This window comes from Hymenobacter perfusus (assembly GCF_003944765.1).
Lineage (GTDB): Bacteria > Bacteroidota > Bacteroidia > Cytophagales > Hymenobacteraceae > Hymenobacter > Hymenobacter perfusus.
On sequence record NZ_RWIU01000007.1, the window covers coordinates 148547 to 164561 of the forward strand.

Here is a 16015-nt window from a genome sequence, read left to right on the forward strand (position 1 = left end):
ACCTTTTCTGACTTTGGACTTTATCCTCTAGGCCACGGATTCCGAAGCCGGTTCACGGCGGTAGGTGCGTTCAAACTCTTCGTCGATATGGTAAGTGGATTCTTCGTGCTGGCTCAGATCGAGGCCCAATTCTTCCTCCTGGAGCTTCACGCGCAATCCAAAGATTCGGTCGGTTATTTTAAGGAGAATCCACGCCCCCACAAATGAATAGGTGATGACGATGAGCAGGCCCAGCAGGTGGTAGCCGAAGGTGGTGAAGGAGCCGTGAATCAACCCTACTTTATCGGCAAACACGCCCGTGAGCAACATGCCCACAATACCGCCCAGCCCGTGGCATGGAAACACGTCCAGCGTATCATCAATAGTAGTACGGGAGTTCTGCCAATGCACGGCCGCGTGGCTGATAATGGCCGACAACACCCCAAACAGGATGCTTTGGCCATAATCGACGTAGCCAGCGGCAGGGGTAATGGCCACCAGCCCGACTACCGCGCCGGTGCAGGCCCCCACGGCCGTAGGTTTGCCACCGCGCACTACCTCAATCAGCACCCAGGCCATGAGAGCAGCTGCCGAGGCCAGGTTGGTATTCACAAAGGATAAGGCCGCCAGTTCATTCGCGCCCAGGGCCGAGCCGGCGTTGAAGCCAAACCACCCGAACCATAGCAGGCCCGTTCCCAGCAGCACGTAGGGCACGTTAGGCGTAGAAAACGACGTGGGCCGCAGGTTAGCCGAGCGCCGGCCCAGCACCATTGCGCCCGCCAGCGCCGCTACACCCGCCGAAATGTGCACCACCGTGCCGCCCGCAAAATCAAGCACGCCCCACTTGCGCAGGAAGCCCTCGGGGTGCCAAGTCCAGTGGGCCAGCGGGCAGTAAATAAACAGGCTGAACAACACCATGAAGGCCAGATAACCCTTAAACCGCACCCGCTCGGCAAACGAGCCAGTAATCAGGGCCGGGGTGATGATGGCAAACTTGAGCTGAAAGGCAAAGAACAGAATGAACGGAATGGTAGCGGCAAAGGCCGGGTTGGGGGCCGTGCCCACGTTGCGCAGCAGCGCAAACGTGAAGGGGTTGCCAATTAGCCCGTGCCAGGAGTCGCCGTAGCACAGCGAGAAGCCCACGAAGTAGAACAGCACCGAAATCACGCCCAGCGCCACGAAGCTCTGCAACATGGTGCTAATCACGTTTTTGGGCCGCACCATTCCGCCGTAGAAGAACGACAGGCCCGGCGTCATAATCAGCACGAAGGCCGTGGCCGTCAGCATCCAGGCCACATCGGCTCCGTTGAGGGAGCCGGGTGCGGCGGCCGGGTGGGGCACCTGCACAAAGGCCGCCAGCAACGCCAGCACCAGCAGCGTACCCAGCGCGAACAGGCTCTTGCTGGGTTTCAGGGAAGAGGATCGGGGAGTCATATTCTATTTTTTAGCAGCTATACCTTATTTTCGAAGGCCAATATACCTTAAACTAGTATTATTTTCTCCAACAGGCATTATAATTACATGCATTAATCATCTCATTATGACTAAAAATCACATATACGCTTCCATTTTTACAGTCTACGTATCCAATAGCTAGTATGCTGTTTCTTCCAGTAAGCTGAGTGCCATCAGTAGCGTTGTAAAGCGTAGTTGCGGGTGAAACCCGTAGCTTGCAGCCATCCTACTACATATGCTTTATGGCCGCTTTGCCCAATCCATCCGACTTACAGCTCTTACTCGACGCCCTGCAGTTTTCGCCCGAAAACGTGCCCCTGCGCCGCCACGTAGCCGGTTTGCTGCGCCAGTTGGGCCGCTTTGCCGAGGCCGAGGACCACTACCGCCTCGGCCTGCGCCAAGCCCCCGACGATGAGGAGCTGCAGCTGGGTCTGGCCGAAACCTACGCCGCCCTCCAGAAAACCTCAGCCGCTCTGGTGGTGCTGGAAGAAGTGCTGCGCGCCCACCCCGACCACGCCCGCGCCCACCTGCTGCACGCCCGGGTGCTGGCCCGCGCCGGCGGCCCACCCGACGAAGCCCGCGCTGCTTACCAGCAGGCCCTGCAGCTGGACGGCAGCCTGCGCAACCAGGACCTCGACGAGCAGCTGGGCCTGCGCCCAGCCGCCCAGCCCGCCAGCGGTGGCGCCCCGGCGGACTACAACGCCACCCACGTTTCGGACCAGGGCCTGGATGAGCGGGCCCTGTTTGCGGGCCTGGAGAAGCCGAAGATTACGTTCCAGGACGTGGGCGGGATGGACGCGGTGAAGGAAGAAATCGGTATGAAGATGATTCAGCCACTATTGCACCCCGACCTCTACAAAGCCTACGGCAAGGCCGCCGGTGGCGGGCTGCTGCTATACGGGCCGCCCGGCTGCGGCAAAACCTACCTGGCCCGGGCCACGGCCGGTGAAGTGAAGGCCTCATTCATTCACGTGGGCATCAACGACATTCTGGACATGTGGATGGGCCAGAGCGAGAAGAAGCTGCACGAGCTGTTTGAGCTGGCCCGGGTGCAGGCCCCCTGCGTGCTGTTTTTCGATGAGGTGGATGCCCTGGCTGCCAACCGCCACGACCTGCGCCAGAGCGCCGGCCGCACCCTCATCAACCAGTTTCTGGAGGAGCTGGATGGCGCCCGCAGCTCCAACGACGGCGTGCTGATTCTAGCCGCCACCAACGCGCCCTGGCAGCTCGACCCCGCCTTCCGCCGCCCCGGCCGCTTCGACCGGATTGTGCTGGTGACCCCGCCCGACGAGGCTGCCCGCGTGGCCATCCTGGAAGTGCTGCTTCGCGGCAAGCCCGTGGCCGCCGACCTGCGCCTGCCCGCCCTGGCCGCCCAGACCGCCGGCCTCTCCGGTGCCGACCTGCAGGCCGTGGTGGATACGGCCGTGGAGGCGTGTTTGCGCGAGTCGATGAAGGCCGGCCAAGTGCGGCCGGTGCAGCAGAGCCATCTGCTGGCCGCCGCCAAGCAGGTGCGCCCCAGCACCAAGGAGTGGTTTGCCACGGCCAAAAACTACGCTCTCTACTCCAACGAAGGCGGTACCTACGACGATATTCTGACCTACCTCGGCATCAAAAAATAACGGCGCTATGAGGCCCGAAACCCCGGCCGCACGGTGGCAGGATGCGGTGCAGAACCTGCTGGACATTCACCGGCCGGAGCAGGCTGAGCGGCTGGTTCGGCAGCAGCTGGCGCTCAATCCGCAGGATGTATTCGCGCACATCCTGCTCAGCTTTGCGCTCTACCAACAGCAGCAGCTGGATGGCGCGCGCGAAGCGGCCCGGCAGGCATTGTCCCTGAATCCGGCCGCCAGTGAGGCGTTTTATGTGCTGTTTCTGGTTGAAGACCAGGCCGGGCAGGGACCTGCCCGTGCCCAGGCGCTGCAGGAAGCCCTGCATTTGCAGCCCTTCAACCCCAAATACCTGGCGGCGCAGGCGCAGCTCTACCTCCACCAACACCAGCCGGCCGCGGCGCAGCAGGCGGCGGCGCGAGGCCTAGCCAATTACCCTAGTCACGCAGGATGCCTGATAGCGGTGGCGAATGCGCTGCACGAGCAGCAGCGCTGGCCAGACCTGGCACCGGTGCTGCAGCAGCTGGTGGCGGCTCATCCTACCATGCCGAAAGCGCACCAGTTGCTGGGCCGCGAGGCGATGCGGCAGCAGCGCTACGCCGCTGCCCAGGTGCATTTTCAGGAAGTGCTGCGCCTAGCTCCCACCGATGCCACGGCCCTGCAAGGGGCCAGTCAGGCCATCCGCCGCCAGCTCTGGGTTGGCCGAGCGGCCGTGTGGCTGGATGCCTACCTGACGTTCATTTCGGAAGGCACCAAACAGCGCAACTTGAAAGCCTGGGGCCACTTTCTGCTGATTCTGATTCCGCTGAGTCTGCTCTGCATCCCCCTGTTACTGTTCATGGGGTTTGAAGCCGTGTACTGGCGTCTGCACCCGCAGGTACGGCGCCTGCGCAACCGCCCCGACCAGGCTCTTCCCTACGCGCAGCAAACATTCTGGCGGTACGGACCGGTGGCGGCCTTTACGCTGTTGCTGCTGGCCTGGCTCACGGGTATATTCTGGCTGCTGGTGTGGCTGGGCGTCCCGGAAAGCAGCCTGGGCCCGGGCCTCACGGGCGGGCTCACGACGGTGGCAATGGCCATCTGGGCCGCTTTCAAACAAGCCTCCGAGCACCCGTTGCCTGAAAAGTCACCCTTGGGAAAGGTGCTGGCAGCCGCGCTGGCGCTGGTCCTCAGTATTACGTGCGCTAGCTGGCCAGCCACTTGGCCCTATGGGCCGCTGGCAATATTGGGGCTTACGAGTTGGGCTGGATTTCTGGCCTTTCGCCGAGCCCGGGCGGCAGCATAGTAGCCGCCGTTTTTGCCTTCTATACCATGCATTCTATGAACACCCTCCAGCCGCGCCGGATTCAGGTTTTGCTGCGCCAGCTGCGCCCCGATCTGGCCGAAGGGGAAGCTCGGCGGCAGTTAGCTTGGTTTCCGGAATCCAGCCAGCTGCTGGCGCTGCTGGGGTTGAGTCTGATTCGCCAGAATAAGACAGCCGAAAGCCGGCCGGCCGCCGAGCGGGCCGTGGCACTGGATGCCCAGAATGACTTCGCCTTTTACGTGTTTAGCCTGGCGTGCCTGCAGAGCGGGCAGCTACAGCCAGCTGCCCTGCACATTGCCACGGCCCTGCAGCTGCAGCCCACTGTGCCCGACTACCATTTCATTCAGGGCTCTGTGTCTTTTGCCGAAGGCTATGCAGAAGCCGCCCTGACCGCCGCCGACCAGGGCCTGCGCCTGCATCCGCAGCACGTGCAATGCCTCAACCTCCGGGCGCGGGCCCTGTCGCGGCTGGGTGGCGGGGCCGACTGGCACCACGAGTATCAGCAGGCGTTGCGCGAGGCGCCCATGTTTGCGCCCACGCACGTCAATCTGGGATTCAGCTACCTCGAGCATACCCAGTTTGAGCAGGCCGAGACGCATTTTCTGCAGGCGCTGGCCCTCGACCCAACCTCCCATGAGGCCCGGGCTGGTGTGGTATCCACGGCGGTGTCAAGGGCCGGGCTTGCTCCGCCGCCGAAGGCGCCCAAGCCGTGGTTTGTAGAAGACAAACGGGCCGGGTTTTTTCTGATTGCCCCGTTTGTGCTGATGTTTCTGGTAGTGTTTTATGTTGCGCTGGAAGACGTGGAAGCCGCCACGTTGCGGCAGTACGCGCTACCGGTGCTGGCCGGGGCCGTCCTGTTTTTTCTCTCGCCGGCTTTGCTGATTGCCAGCTTCAAAACGCTGCACCTGAGCTGGCAGCTGCTGCGGCCCGCTACCCGCCACGTGCTGCCAACCCCAATTCGTCAGCAACTGGCAGCAGAAGCCGGGGCCATTGTGGCGTTCTACCTGACCCTCGCTGCCCTGCTGCCTGCAAGTCCTGTCGTAGCCTGGGTATGTATAGCGTTAAGTTTGGCGGCGACAGCGCTGAGCTGGCAAACGCTTAGCACCGTACGGGGCCGCCGGGCAGCCTACCTTTATGGCGCCGCTTTGCTGTTGCTGGCAGCACTGCTAGAGGCGTTCCAACTGGAGTACAGCCTCGGCAGCCGAGCACTCATGCTCTGCTTCAGCCTAGGCATGTGGGTGTATCTGCTAGCTTTTTCCTATCTCGAATAACTGCTCTTTCGGGCACCCAAGATCGATATGAATTCCTACCATAATATCAGCCGCGTACAGTTACTGCTGCAGCATAAGCGCCCCCAGGAGGCCGAGCAGGAAGCCCGCCGCCAGCTCCGCGACGACCCCGACAATAGCTTCCTGCACTGCCTGCTGGCTTTGGCGTTGATGGAGCTAACTCAGTTACCCGAGGCCCAGGCCGAAGCCCAACAGGCCATCCACCTCGACCCCGAAAGCAGCTTTGCCTTCTACGTGCTGAGCGCCACGCTCCAGCGCCAGCACGAGCTACCGGCGGCGCTGGCTGCCATTGAAGAAGCCCTGGCCCTCGACCCCGAAGATGCCGACTACCAGCACGTGCTGGGCCAGCTGCGGTTTCAGCAGGGGCAGCTCCACGCCGCGTTGCGCGCCGCCGAAGCCGGCCTGCAGGTTGACCCCACCCACGTGGATTGCCTGGGGTTGCGGGCGCGCTGCCTGGCCCGCCTCGGCCGCCGCGACGAAGCCTCCGCCGACCTCGACGAAGCCCTGCGCCACAGCCCCTCCGACGCCGGTACCCACGCCGACCTGGGCTGGGTGGCCCTGGAGCGCGGCCGCGCCAAGGAAGCCGCCGGCCACTTCCGCGAAGCCCTGCGCCTCAACCCCACCTCCGACTACGCCCGCGAAGGCCTGGTTTCGGCCCTGAAAGCCCGCTTCTGGCTCTACAACGGCTTCTACCGCTTCATGGTCTGGACCCAGACGCTGAGCCCGGGCACGCGGCAGGGCCTGTTCATCGGGTTGTTCCTGCTCTCGCGGGTGGTGCCGGGGCTGCTGCCGCTGTACCTGGTGCTGGTGTACATGAGCTGGTTTGCCGAGCCGTTGTTCAACTCCCTGCTACGCTTCAACCGCTACGGCCGCTTTGCCCTCAGCGAAGCGGATACCCGCTATTCCAATCAGTTTCTGGCCTTGCTGCTGAGCGGTCTGGCGTTACTAGGCGCGGGCCATTACGGCCAGCTTAGTTCGCTGACCACAGCGGGCCTGGTGGCGCTGGGGCTGCTGTTTCCGCTGGTGGGCACCCAGCGCCAGTGGCTCCCGAAACGGCGGCAGCAGTCGAAATGGTTTGGCTGGGGACTGGCCGCCGTGGGCGTACTGGCCGTTGGCTTCGATGCGCTGGCGCTGCCCGGTGAAGGCCCACTGTTCCTGACGTTTATGGGCGGCACGCTGGTGTACGTGTGGGTGATGGGGTTGCGGGGCTAGGTGCTGCGGCAGCCAGGGAACAGAACGTCATGCTGAGCTTGCCAAAGCATCTCTACCAATTCGTTGCCCGGTTGTAGAGACGCGATACTTCGCGTCTCGTCGTCCGTGCCGTTAGGTCCGTTCGGACAGCCCAACCTCAGCAACGACGAGACGCAAAGTATTGCGTCTCTACATCGTTACGGTTGCTAGCCGTTTGCCCGGCCCAGCACATTATCCAGGTACTTCTGGGCCGAACCGGTGTTGAGCAGCAGGATCTGCTCCTCGGGTTGGATCTGGCCGGTGTGCAGCAGGTGCAGGGCCGCACTCCACAGCGCCCCGCCTTCGGGGGCCACGAACAGGCCTTCCAGGTGGCTCAGCTCGCGCATGCCGGCCAGCATCTGCTCGTCGGTGATGGCTAGGGCCAGGCTGTGGGATTCATCCAGCACGTCGAGCATGAGCGGCTCGCCCAGCGGGCGGGGCACGGCCAGGCCGTTGGCGATGGAGGGCTGGCCCACGTAGGCGTGGCAGTTGGGTTGGCGGCCGGCGCGGGTTTCCACCAGCGGGCAGCAGTTGGCGGCCTGTACGGCTATCATGCGGGGCAATTTGGCGTGGCGTGGCAACCAGCCCAGGGCCTGCATTTCGCGCAGGGCCTTCCAGATGCCGATGAGGCCGGTACCGCCGCCGGCGGGATAGAGCAGCACGTCGGGCAGGGTCCAGTTAAGCTGTTCGGCCAGCTCGTAGCCCATGGTTTTCTTGCCTTCGAGGCGGTAGGGTTCCTTTAAGGTGGATACGTCGAGCAGCTCGCCGGCGGCGTTCAGCTCCCGCACCCGGGCGGCGCAGTCGTTGATGAGGCCGTCTACGAGGTGAACTTCGGCCCCGTACCAGTAGCATTCTTCCTTGAAGGCGGTGGGCGTATGGCGGGGCATCACCACCACGCAACGCAGGCCGGCCCGGGCACAGTAGGCGGCCAGGGCCACGCCCGCGTTGCCAGCCGTGGGGATGATGCAGCCGGTTACGCCCAGCTCCTTCGCCTTGGAAACCGCCATGCTCAAGCCCCGGGCCTTGAACGAGCCGGTGGGGTTCTGGCCTTCGTCCTTGAGCAGCAGACTGCGCAAACCGTGGCGGGCGGCCAGGCGCGGCAGCGGCAGCAGCGGCGTCCAGCCCTCCCCCAGCGTCACGAGGTTGGCGTCATCGAGCAAGGGCAGCAGCGCGCGGTAGCGCCACATGGAGTTGTCGGCGGGGTTGATGGCTTCGGCGGGGGTAAGCAGGGCGGTGAGGTCGTAGCGGGCCAGCAGCGGCTGGGCGCAGCAGTCGGACAGGCGTTGCAGCGTGAAGGCATCGTGTGGGGCGTGGCAGGCGGCGCAGTGCAACGCGTGCAAACGGGATTGGGTGGTGGTTTCGAGGGTGGTCATAGCGGAGAGTTCAACGCAAAACTCCCTGCCCGCTATGCCGGAACCAAACGCCTTCTTGGAATAGGCTATGCCCGTTTGGAATGATGAAAGGATGTAGAGACGCAATAGTTGGAGTCTCGTCGTTGAACGGCCCGGAACCGCACATTCTAATCAACATCAGCAACGACGAGACGCAAAATATTGCGTCTCTACACTTTTCAGGCATCAGCACGCGAGATTCCTCGCAGGCTCGGAATGACGTTCTAGGTTTGCGCCGACCCTACTACCGCTGCAGGTTGCTATAATACCGCCGCGCGAACTGGACGAAGGTTTTGTAGGGCAGGTTGTTTTCGGTGCCTTTGCGCTGCACGAAATCGAAGTGGCGCACCAGGTTTAGGTCGCGGACGGGCACTTCCACCAGCTCGCCGGCGGCCAGCTCCTTCATCACCGACTGCCGGGGCAGAAACGCCAAACAGGTATCCACCCGCACGAAGTTCTTGAGGGCCTCGGTACCGCCCAGGCGCACTTTCACCGGCAAATCGGTGAGGCGGATGCCGTGGGTTTGCAGGGCTTCTTCCAGCACGGCCAGCGTGCCGGAGCCGGTTTCGCGCAAAGCCACGGGCGTGCGGCGCAGGTCCTGGGCTTCCAGCTCGCGGCGGTGCAGCGGGTTGCGGGCCGAGCACACGGCCACTACCTCGTCGGTGAGCAGCGGGGTATAGGTGACGTGGCTGACTTTGTGGATGCCCTCGATGATGCCCAGGTCGATTTCGTGCTCCAGCAGGGCCTTGAGGATGTTTTCGGAGTTGCGGTTTTTGAGCGTGAGCTGGGTGTGCGGATAGCGGCCCAGGTAGGCCGACAACACCGGCGGAATCACGTAGAGCGAAATGGTTGTACTGGCCCCGATTACCATCTGCTGGCGGGGCTGAAATTCGGGGCTCAGCTCGGTAAACTCCTGCTCCAGCTCGTGCTGGAGCTGCCGGGCCAGCAGCAGCTTGCGGTACAGCAGCTCGCCGGCCGCCGTAAGCTGCACCGCGTTGCCGAGCCGCTCGAACAGGCCCGTTTTGTAGTGCTCTTCCAAGGCTCGCACCCGCTTGCTTACCGCTGACTGACTCAGAAACAGCGTCTGCCCCGCCTTGGTAAAGCTCAGCTGCCGGGCAACTTCCAGAAAGACTTCGTGAGCGTGGGAAAGCATGGCCGTGAAGGTACGCGCCCGGCTGGGTTTTGGGCGGAGCTGGCGTTACCGGCGCAAGTTTAGCATTCCGCGCATCGAGCGGCGACGTAAGTCGTGCCAACTCATACCGTGAGTTTTCAACTCGCCCGGCCGCACAACCCGCCCAAGCGGCGCGGTACCGCCTTGCCGCGTCGCGGCAGTGAAGGCACAGATTTCCCTTATAAACTGGTCACGAGTTACGTCGCCGCTCGATGCGCGGAATGCTAAACTCGCGCCAGTGACCCAATTGGGCGGCCACAGGCAAAACGTATAAAATTTTGTCATTTTTATTAGGATTATCCGCCGCACTTCCGGTACTTTTCGGTCCCTTAGTTATAGCGGATTGCAGGTGGCTGCCGGATTCTTCAGCGCCCCCACCGCCCTATTATCGGCTGTCTGACCACGGCCACTTTGTGTTTTATCTCTTACGGATTTCCCCTATGAGTACCTCCCTGCTGATGCTGACGGTCATTGTCCTGGCCGTACTGTATCAGAAAATCAGCAAACGGCTGCGCGACCTCACCGACCGGTTGCAGCAGCGCGAAGAGGCCCACGCCGAGCTGCAGATTACGGTGGAACAGCTACGTCAGCAACTCCTTCGGTTGCCCCACGCCACTGACGCGGCACCAATGGCTGCCACCCCGGTCGGGGCCACCGCCGCGCCGGTTGCGCAGCGGGAGCCAGTACCGCCAGTAGCCGCCATCGTTACCGCTCCTGCTGCGGCGGCTCCGGCCGTGACAACGTCAGACGTGACAACCTCAATTGTCACACCTCAAATTGCCACGACTCCGATTGCGGCAACACCAAGCCCGGTGGTACCGCCTGTTGCGCCCGCATTGCCGGTTCCGGCCCCGGTGGTAGCGGCCGTTTCACCGGCCCCGGCCGCCACCCCGCGGCCTGTTGCAGATGCGCCAGTAGTTGCGCCGGCTGCGCCTGCAGTTGCCGGTCCTGCGGCTGCTACGCCCCCGACGGCTACACCGCCCCCGGTTACGCCGCCGGCTCCTCGGCCCGCCCCGGCTCCGCAGCCGGATCGGGTACCGAATTTACGCCCCGCACCCACCCGCCCGCTGCCTACCCAGCCCGCCGGCCCCACATGGTGGGACCGGACCGAGCAGCTCCTGCTCGACAATTGGACAGGCGTGCTGGGGGCCGTGGTCCTCGTGACCGGCATCGGATTTCTAGGCATTTATACGGCCCTGCGGGTGAGTGCCCCGGCTCGTTTCGGCATGATTACCGGCTTTGCGGCGGTGCTGCTGGGGCTGCACTATTACCTGCGGCCCCGACCATTCGCGGCAAAGCTGCACGTCTGGCTGCAAAGCAGCGCGGCGGCGGTATTCCTGTTTGCCTGCGTGGGGGCCGTGAGCGTGCCCGGGCTACAATGGGCCTCGCCGCCGCTGAGCTACCTGCTGCTGCTGGCGGGCGTGGCCGTGAATCTGTGGCTGGCCTGGGATGCCCGTCGGGAAACTGTGGCCACGTTACACGGCGTGTTGAGCCTGGTGGCCCTGGCGGTACTACCGCACAACCTGCTGACGCTGGCAGCCGCAGCTGGTGTCACGGTATTCAGCATCGGAATTACGTACCGGCAACGCTGGAAATACCAGCTGCTGCTGAGTATTCTGAGCTTTTTCGCGTTTCATCAGTACTGGTACCAGGGCTTTACGGAGGTGGCAACGGGTGCGCTGCCAGCGGCAGTGCGGCTGCCCGCTATGGGACTGGTGCTGCTGGTGGGCGTGGCGGGCGCCGTGGTGCAATACCGGAAGGTGTACGCCACCGTCCGCTTCGATGCGCTGCTGTTTGCGGCTCACGTCCTCAACTGGACCTGCCTGGGCATCAACCTGTACCGTTACAGCACCGGCTCGCCCTGGAAAACGATACCGCTGGGGCTGGGGGCGCTGTTCACGTTCTGGGTGGCGCGGCAGGCCCGGCAGCTGGGTATCGGGTGGCTGTTCCGCACGGATAGTATCATCTCCCTGATGCTGGCCTTGTTCGCGGCTTTCTCCTTGCAGGGCTGGCACGCGTCCGGGACGCTCATTTTGCTGTTTATGCTGCTGGAAACCCTGCTGGTAGCGTTTGTGATGGCGCGGGAGCAGGAGAAAGTGGTGTTTCAGGTGGCTTCGGTGGTTGCTTTGGTGGCGGGGCTGGGCCTGGTGCTGCTCAACCTGGCGCAGCTTGATACTTACACCGCGGCTGAGCTGCCCCGCAATGCGTTTCTGCTGCTGCTGGCCGGTTTGCTGGGCGCGGCCTATTACCTGCTGCTGCACCAGGCACCCTGGCTGCAACGTGACACCGAAAGCCGGAGCCGCGACATGCAGCAGACGTTCGGCGGGGTGGTGGGGGCGCTTTACCTCGGGGCGGGCGGGCTGCTGGCCAAGGCTGTTTTCGGCTTCGCGCAGCCGCCGCTATTTGCCCTGCTGAGCGGTACTTTGGCCGCGGCCGGGGCCGTTTTCGGGGTGGCGTGGAGGCTGCGCAATACAGGTGGCTGGTTCCGCACGCTGCATCTGCTGTGCGGGCAGGCGTTGCTGGTAGTCGCCATTCTCGGGCTGCACGAAGCGGGGCTGGGCTGGCCAGCCACGCTCCTGCTGCTGTATCTGGAAACCCTGCTGCTGGCCGGAGCCTGCGGCTGGGCCCGCGAAGCCAACGCCTACCGCGCCCTGCTAGGCGCTACGCTGCTCAGCGGCATCATTTTCCTGCTGACGTGTACCGGCACGGTCCGCGAACTGGAGGCCGGTGAGCTGCACCGCCGCCTGCTGCTGCTGGTAGCGGCCGGCCTCAGCAGCTCCGTACTTCTGATGCTGCCCGTGCTGCGCCCGACCTGGCAACGGCTGCTGACTCCCGCTCACAGCACCTCTTTGCAACAAGCCTTGTTCGGCCTCACGCTGCTGCTCTACCTGGGCGCAACGGGCCTGTTTGCCCAAGCCGTATTCGGACAAGCCCAACCACCGTTGGGGGCTTTATTAAGCGTCGGCAGCGCGGCGGCCGGCTTGCTGTTCGGGCTGGCGTATTGGTGGCGCGGGCAGCTGGGCTGGTTCCGGCAGGCGCACCTGCTGCTGGGGCAGCTGGTGCTGGCCGTTAGTATCCTAGGGCTGCACGAGCTGGGGCTGAGCTGGCCCGCCACATTTACGCTGCTGTACGCCGAGCTGCTGCTGTTCACGCTGGCGCTGGCCTGGAAGCAGGAAACCGGCCTGTACCGCGGGCTGCTGCTCTTCACGATGGCGCTGGCCGTAGCATTGCCGTTCCTGGTATGCCGGCTGGGCTTCCTTCCCGATCTGCAACGGGCGGCTTTGCTGGTGGGGGCGGCGCTGGCCACGGTAGCGGCTCAGCGCTGGCTGCACTGGAAACAAGCGCCGGTGCTCGATGCCGTACCGCTTTCCGATAACCCACGGCACCGGGTGCGACTGCTGGGGCTGTTGCCGGCCGTGCAGCTGCTGGCGGCGGGCGGCCTGGTGTACGAGTACACCTGGGCCGGCTGGGTGGCGGCGGGCTTGTTGGCCAGCCTGCTGCTGGTGCGCCGCCGGTTTGCCGTGCCCGGCCTGTGGCTGGGCGTGGTGCTGGCTACCATCGGCTACCAAGTGCTGCAATGGAACCACGCCTTGCCGGCAACGGCGGTTTTTCAGCCGCTGCAAGTGGTGAGCTACCTACTGCCGCTGCTGCTGGTGGCCGCTACGGGGCTGTTTACCTCGTGGTGGCCGGCGGCCAGGCAGCAGGTGCGCGCGCCGTGGCTGTATCTGTCGGGCGTCCAGACTGCGTTGCTCAGCTGGGCGGCCTTTGCCCCGCGGACCGAGGCGCTACCGGTGCTACTCTGGCTGCTGCTGGCGGCCCTGGCCGCTACCGCCGCCCACCACGCCCGCCGCCGCTACGCTACTCCCGAGGCCCTGCACCGCGCCGGTTCTCCCGACCGGTTCCTGCTCCACCTCACCTACGCTTTGCTCACACTGGGGCTGCTGGGGCACTTCCACGTGCTGCTGGATAACCCGGCCGACCTGCTACCGGGGCTGCCGGACCGCCGCCTCACGGCTGGCGCGGTGCTGCTGCTGCTCGGGGGCCTGGCCTGGCAACGTCCGCCCGCAGCGGAACCGCTGTACCGCTCCTGGCGGTATCTGCAGCCGTTGCTGCCCGAGGCGCTGCTGCTGTTCGCCAGTTGTACCATCGGCTATGAGGTACGGACCGAATGGCTGCCGCTGGTCTGGGTAGTCGGGGCGTTTGGCCTGACGCTGGGCGGCACCCGCCTGCCCTGGCGCCTGCGCCGGGTGCAGGTGTATGGGCTGCTGTTTTTTGGGGCGGCGGTGCTGTCCAGCAGCTACGTGTCGGTACGCTACCTGGCCCCCGGGCAGTTGCTCACGGTGCAGTGGATGGTGTCGTTTGGGGCGGCGGCGCTGCTGTTTGCCTACGCCGCTGTCCGGCTGCAACCTACGGCGGTGCGCCCGGCCTACTGGCCCCCGATGCTGGCCCCGCTGGCCGGTCTGGGTCGCCTCTCGCCTGCCCTCCTCGTTCCGCTGCTGCTCTACCCGGCCTTCGGAGCCCTTACGCTGCTGCTGGTGCAATCCTTCGACCGCTCGGTGCTCACGGTGCTGCTGATGCTGGAAGTAGTGGCCGCTTTCGTGTGCAGCCTGCTTTTGCGCCGCCCCGATCTGCGCTACGTGGCCCTGGCCGGCATGGCGCTCAGCCTGGCCCGACTGCTCTTTTTCGATATGCGCCAGAGTGGCACCATCACGCGGGCGGTGGTCTTCATCCTGATGGGTTTGCTGCTGCTGGGCATGAATGCGCTGTACGCCCGCTTCAAGGACCGGCTGGCACCGCAACCCATTGCTGAAGAGCCTGAGGAACCCGAGCTTCCCTCCGACCCACTTCCGTCGCTGGAATAAGAACCTAACTATTTCGGGCCGGTGGGTACAGCTCGTCGGGCCGAGGTAGTTGGGCTCTTTTCAGCAAACTGATTCAGCCGCTTACAAGCCCAGAATAGCCGCGTACGCCCCGTTCACCACTTCGGCCATGCGCCGGAAATCCAGCGTATCGATGGTGTCGGAGGCTTCGTGGTAGTTGTCGTTGCGCAGAAAGGAGGTGTCGGTGAGCATCAGAGCCTCGTAGCCGAAATGCCAGTAGTTGCGGTGGTCGGAGAGGCTGGCCAGGGCAGTACCGATGGGCAGGTTGATGCGCTGCACATCAATGTCAGCGTTGACCTGCATTAGGCCGTGCACCTTTTCGGTGAGTACCTCCTGACCGGTGCAACCTACTACGGTGATGAAATTGCCGGTGCTGGGGTACAAGGCGGCCAACTGCTGGTTGGGGAAGCGCTGCGAGCCGGGCTCGTCGCGGAAGTAGCCAATCATTTCGTAGCAGAGCATGGCCCGTACCGGCGTGCCCGCATCATGCAGCGACTTGGCATGCACATAGCTGCCCATGTCTTCGGTAGCAAAGTAGGGCGGCTCCTCGTTGGGATAAGCCACCAGCTCCACGCAGTAGCGCAACGGGGGCCGGCGGGCGTGCAGCAGCCGGGCCGTTTCCAGCAGCCCCGCCACGGCACTGGCGTTATCATCGGCCCCGGCATGGTCACCGAATACATCATAGTGCGCGCCCACTACCAAGCGAGGAGCATTGGCCGGACCCAGGCGCAGGATAATGTTGCGGTAGCGGCGGCCATCGGCCTCGAAGGGCTGCTCCACTACCTCGCCCCCGAGCTTGCTGAACTCGGCTTTGATGTAATCAGCGGCCTGATTCAGCGACGCCAGATTTTCGTAGTTGCGGGCGGGGCGCAGCGAAGTCAGAAACTCCACATCGGCATAGAGGCGGTTTTCGTCGGCTTTCGAGGTAGGCACGGTGGAAGTAGAATGAGAGAAACGCATCATAAAATAGCTAGCTGCCGCTATCAGTATTGTAGCGACCAACAGCCAGGAGAACATCGGGCGAGACATGTGGCCAAGATAGGCACCTCGCTGGACAGTCCCGAAAGCAGTTGCGGCGTGTATATTTACTACCATACGAAACACCTAATTCTATGCCGCCCATCACCAGCCTTTCCCAGCTCGACCTCACCAAAACCTACACCTACGCCGACTACCTGACGTGGCGGCTGGAGGGAGTGGTTGAGTTGATCCGGGGCAAAGTGCGCCAGATGAGTCCTGCGCCCCGGGTAGCGCACCAGCGGCTGTCAAGCCGCTTCCTGGGCATGATTTACGCGCACCTGGCCCACCGTTCCTGCGAGGTATTTCACGCGCCCTTCGATGTGCGCCTGACCAAAGCCACGCCCAACGGCGACGCCCAGATTACCACCGTGGTGCAGCCCGATATCTGCGTGGTGTGCGACCCGGCCAAGCTGGACGAGAAAGGCTGTATCGGCGCGCCCGACTGGATTATCGAAATCGTGAGCCCCGGCAACGCCAGCCACGATACCAAAAGCAAATTCGACCTCTACGAGGAAAACGGCGTGCCGGAATACTGGATTGTATTCCCGGGTGAGAAGACGGTTTCCGTATTCGTGCTGCACGAAGGCCGCTACCAGCCCCGCGGCGACTTCTACACCCCCGGCTTCATTCCGGTACACACGCTGCCGGGGTTTGGCATTGAGTGGGCTGAGGTGTTTGAGGGAGTGTAGT

Annotated in this window: 10 protein-coding genes; 6 read left to right on the forward strand and 4 right to left on the reverse strand. The window is 63.8% G+C overall.

Annotated features, from left to right (window positions below):
* Nucleotides 1-27: 27 nt before the first annotated feature.
* Nucleotides 28-1413, reverse strand: coding sequence for an ammonium transporter (locus EI293_RS18440; RefSeq protein ID WP_125440022.1), 1386 nt, complete (start codon nucleotides 1411-1413; stop codon nucleotides 28-30).
* A gap of 263 nt (nucleotides 1414-1676) precedes the next feature.
* Here EI293_RS18440 and EI293_RS18445 point away from each other — a divergent pair, with 263 nt between their 5' ends.
* Genes EI293_RS18445 through EI293_RS18460 form a run of 4 tightly spaced genes read left to right on the forward strand, consistent with a single transcriptional unit; the run spans nucleotide 1677 to nucleotide 6845 of the window.
* The gene (locus EI293_RS18445) at nucleotides 1677-3053 is read left to right on the forward strand and encodes an ATP-binding protein (RefSeq protein ID WP_125440023.1); all 1377 of its coding nucleotides are present in this window, start codon (nucleotides 1677-1679) and stop codon (nucleotides 3051-3053) included.
* Between the two features lie 7 nt (nucleotides 3054-3060).
* A complete protein-coding gene (locus EI293_RS18450; protein ID WP_125440024.1) occupies nucleotides 3061-4326 on the forward strand; it encodes a tetratricopeptide repeat protein in 1266 nt (421 codons plus the stop codon).
* Between the two features lie 35 nt (nucleotides 4327-4361).
* The gene (locus tag EI293_RS18455) at nucleotides 4362-5615 is read left to right on the forward strand and encodes a tetratricopeptide repeat protein (RefSeq protein ID WP_170170439.1); all 1254 of its coding nucleotides are present in this window, start codon (nucleotides 4362-4364) and stop codon (nucleotides 5613-5615) included.
* A gap of 27 nt (nucleotides 5616-5642) precedes the next feature.
* Nucleotides 5643-6845, forward strand: coding sequence for a tetratricopeptide repeat protein (locus EI293_RS18460; RefSeq protein WP_125440026.1), 1203 nt, complete (start codon nucleotides 5643-5645; stop codon nucleotides 6843-6845).
* Nucleotides 6846-7030: 185 nt separating this feature from the next.
* Here EI293_RS18460 and EI293_RS18465 read toward each other — a convergent pair whose 3' ends face one another.
* Both EI293_RS18465 and EI293_RS18470 read right to left on the reverse strand, forming a co-directional pair.
* A complete protein-coding gene (locus EI293_RS18465) occupies nucleotides 7031-8236 on the reverse strand; it encodes a threonine synthase (protein ID WP_125440027.1) in 1206 nt (401 codons plus the stop codon).
* Between the two features lie 262 nt (nucleotides 8237-8498).
* Complete coding sequence (locus EI293_RS18470; RefSeq protein WP_125440028.1) at nucleotides 8499-9407, reverse strand: LysR substrate-binding domain-containing protein; 909 nt, start codon at nucleotides 9405-9407, stop codon at nucleotides 8499-8501.
* Between the two features lie 458 nt (nucleotides 9408-9865).
* Between EI293_RS18470 and EI293_RS18475 the strand changes: the two genes are divergently transcribed.
* On the forward strand, nucleotides 9866-14287 hold the full coding sequence (locus EI293_RS18475) for a DUF2339 domain-containing protein (RefSeq protein ID WP_125440029.1): 4422 nt from the start codon (nucleotides 9866-9868) through the stop codon (nucleotides 14285-14287).
* An 81-nt stretch (nucleotides 14288-14368) separates the two neighbouring features.
* Here the strand turns inward: EI293_RS18475 and EI293_RS18480 are convergent, their stop codons facing one another.
* Nucleotides 14369-15268 carry a M28 family peptidase gene (locus EI293_RS18480; protein ID WP_246010729.1) on the reverse strand — a complete coding sequence of 300 codons (900 nt, stop codon included), beginning with the start codon at nucleotides 15266-15268 and terminating at the stop codon, nucleotides 14369-14371.
* A 149-nt stretch (nucleotides 15269-15417) separates the two neighbouring features.
* Here EI293_RS18480 and EI293_RS18485 point away from each other — a divergent pair, with 149 nt between their 5' ends.
* A complete protein-coding gene (locus tag EI293_RS18485) occupies nucleotides 15418-16014 on the forward strand; it encodes a Uma2 family endonuclease (protein WP_125440030.1) in 597 nt (198 codons plus the stop codon).
* Nucleotide 16015: the final 1 nt, after the last annotated feature.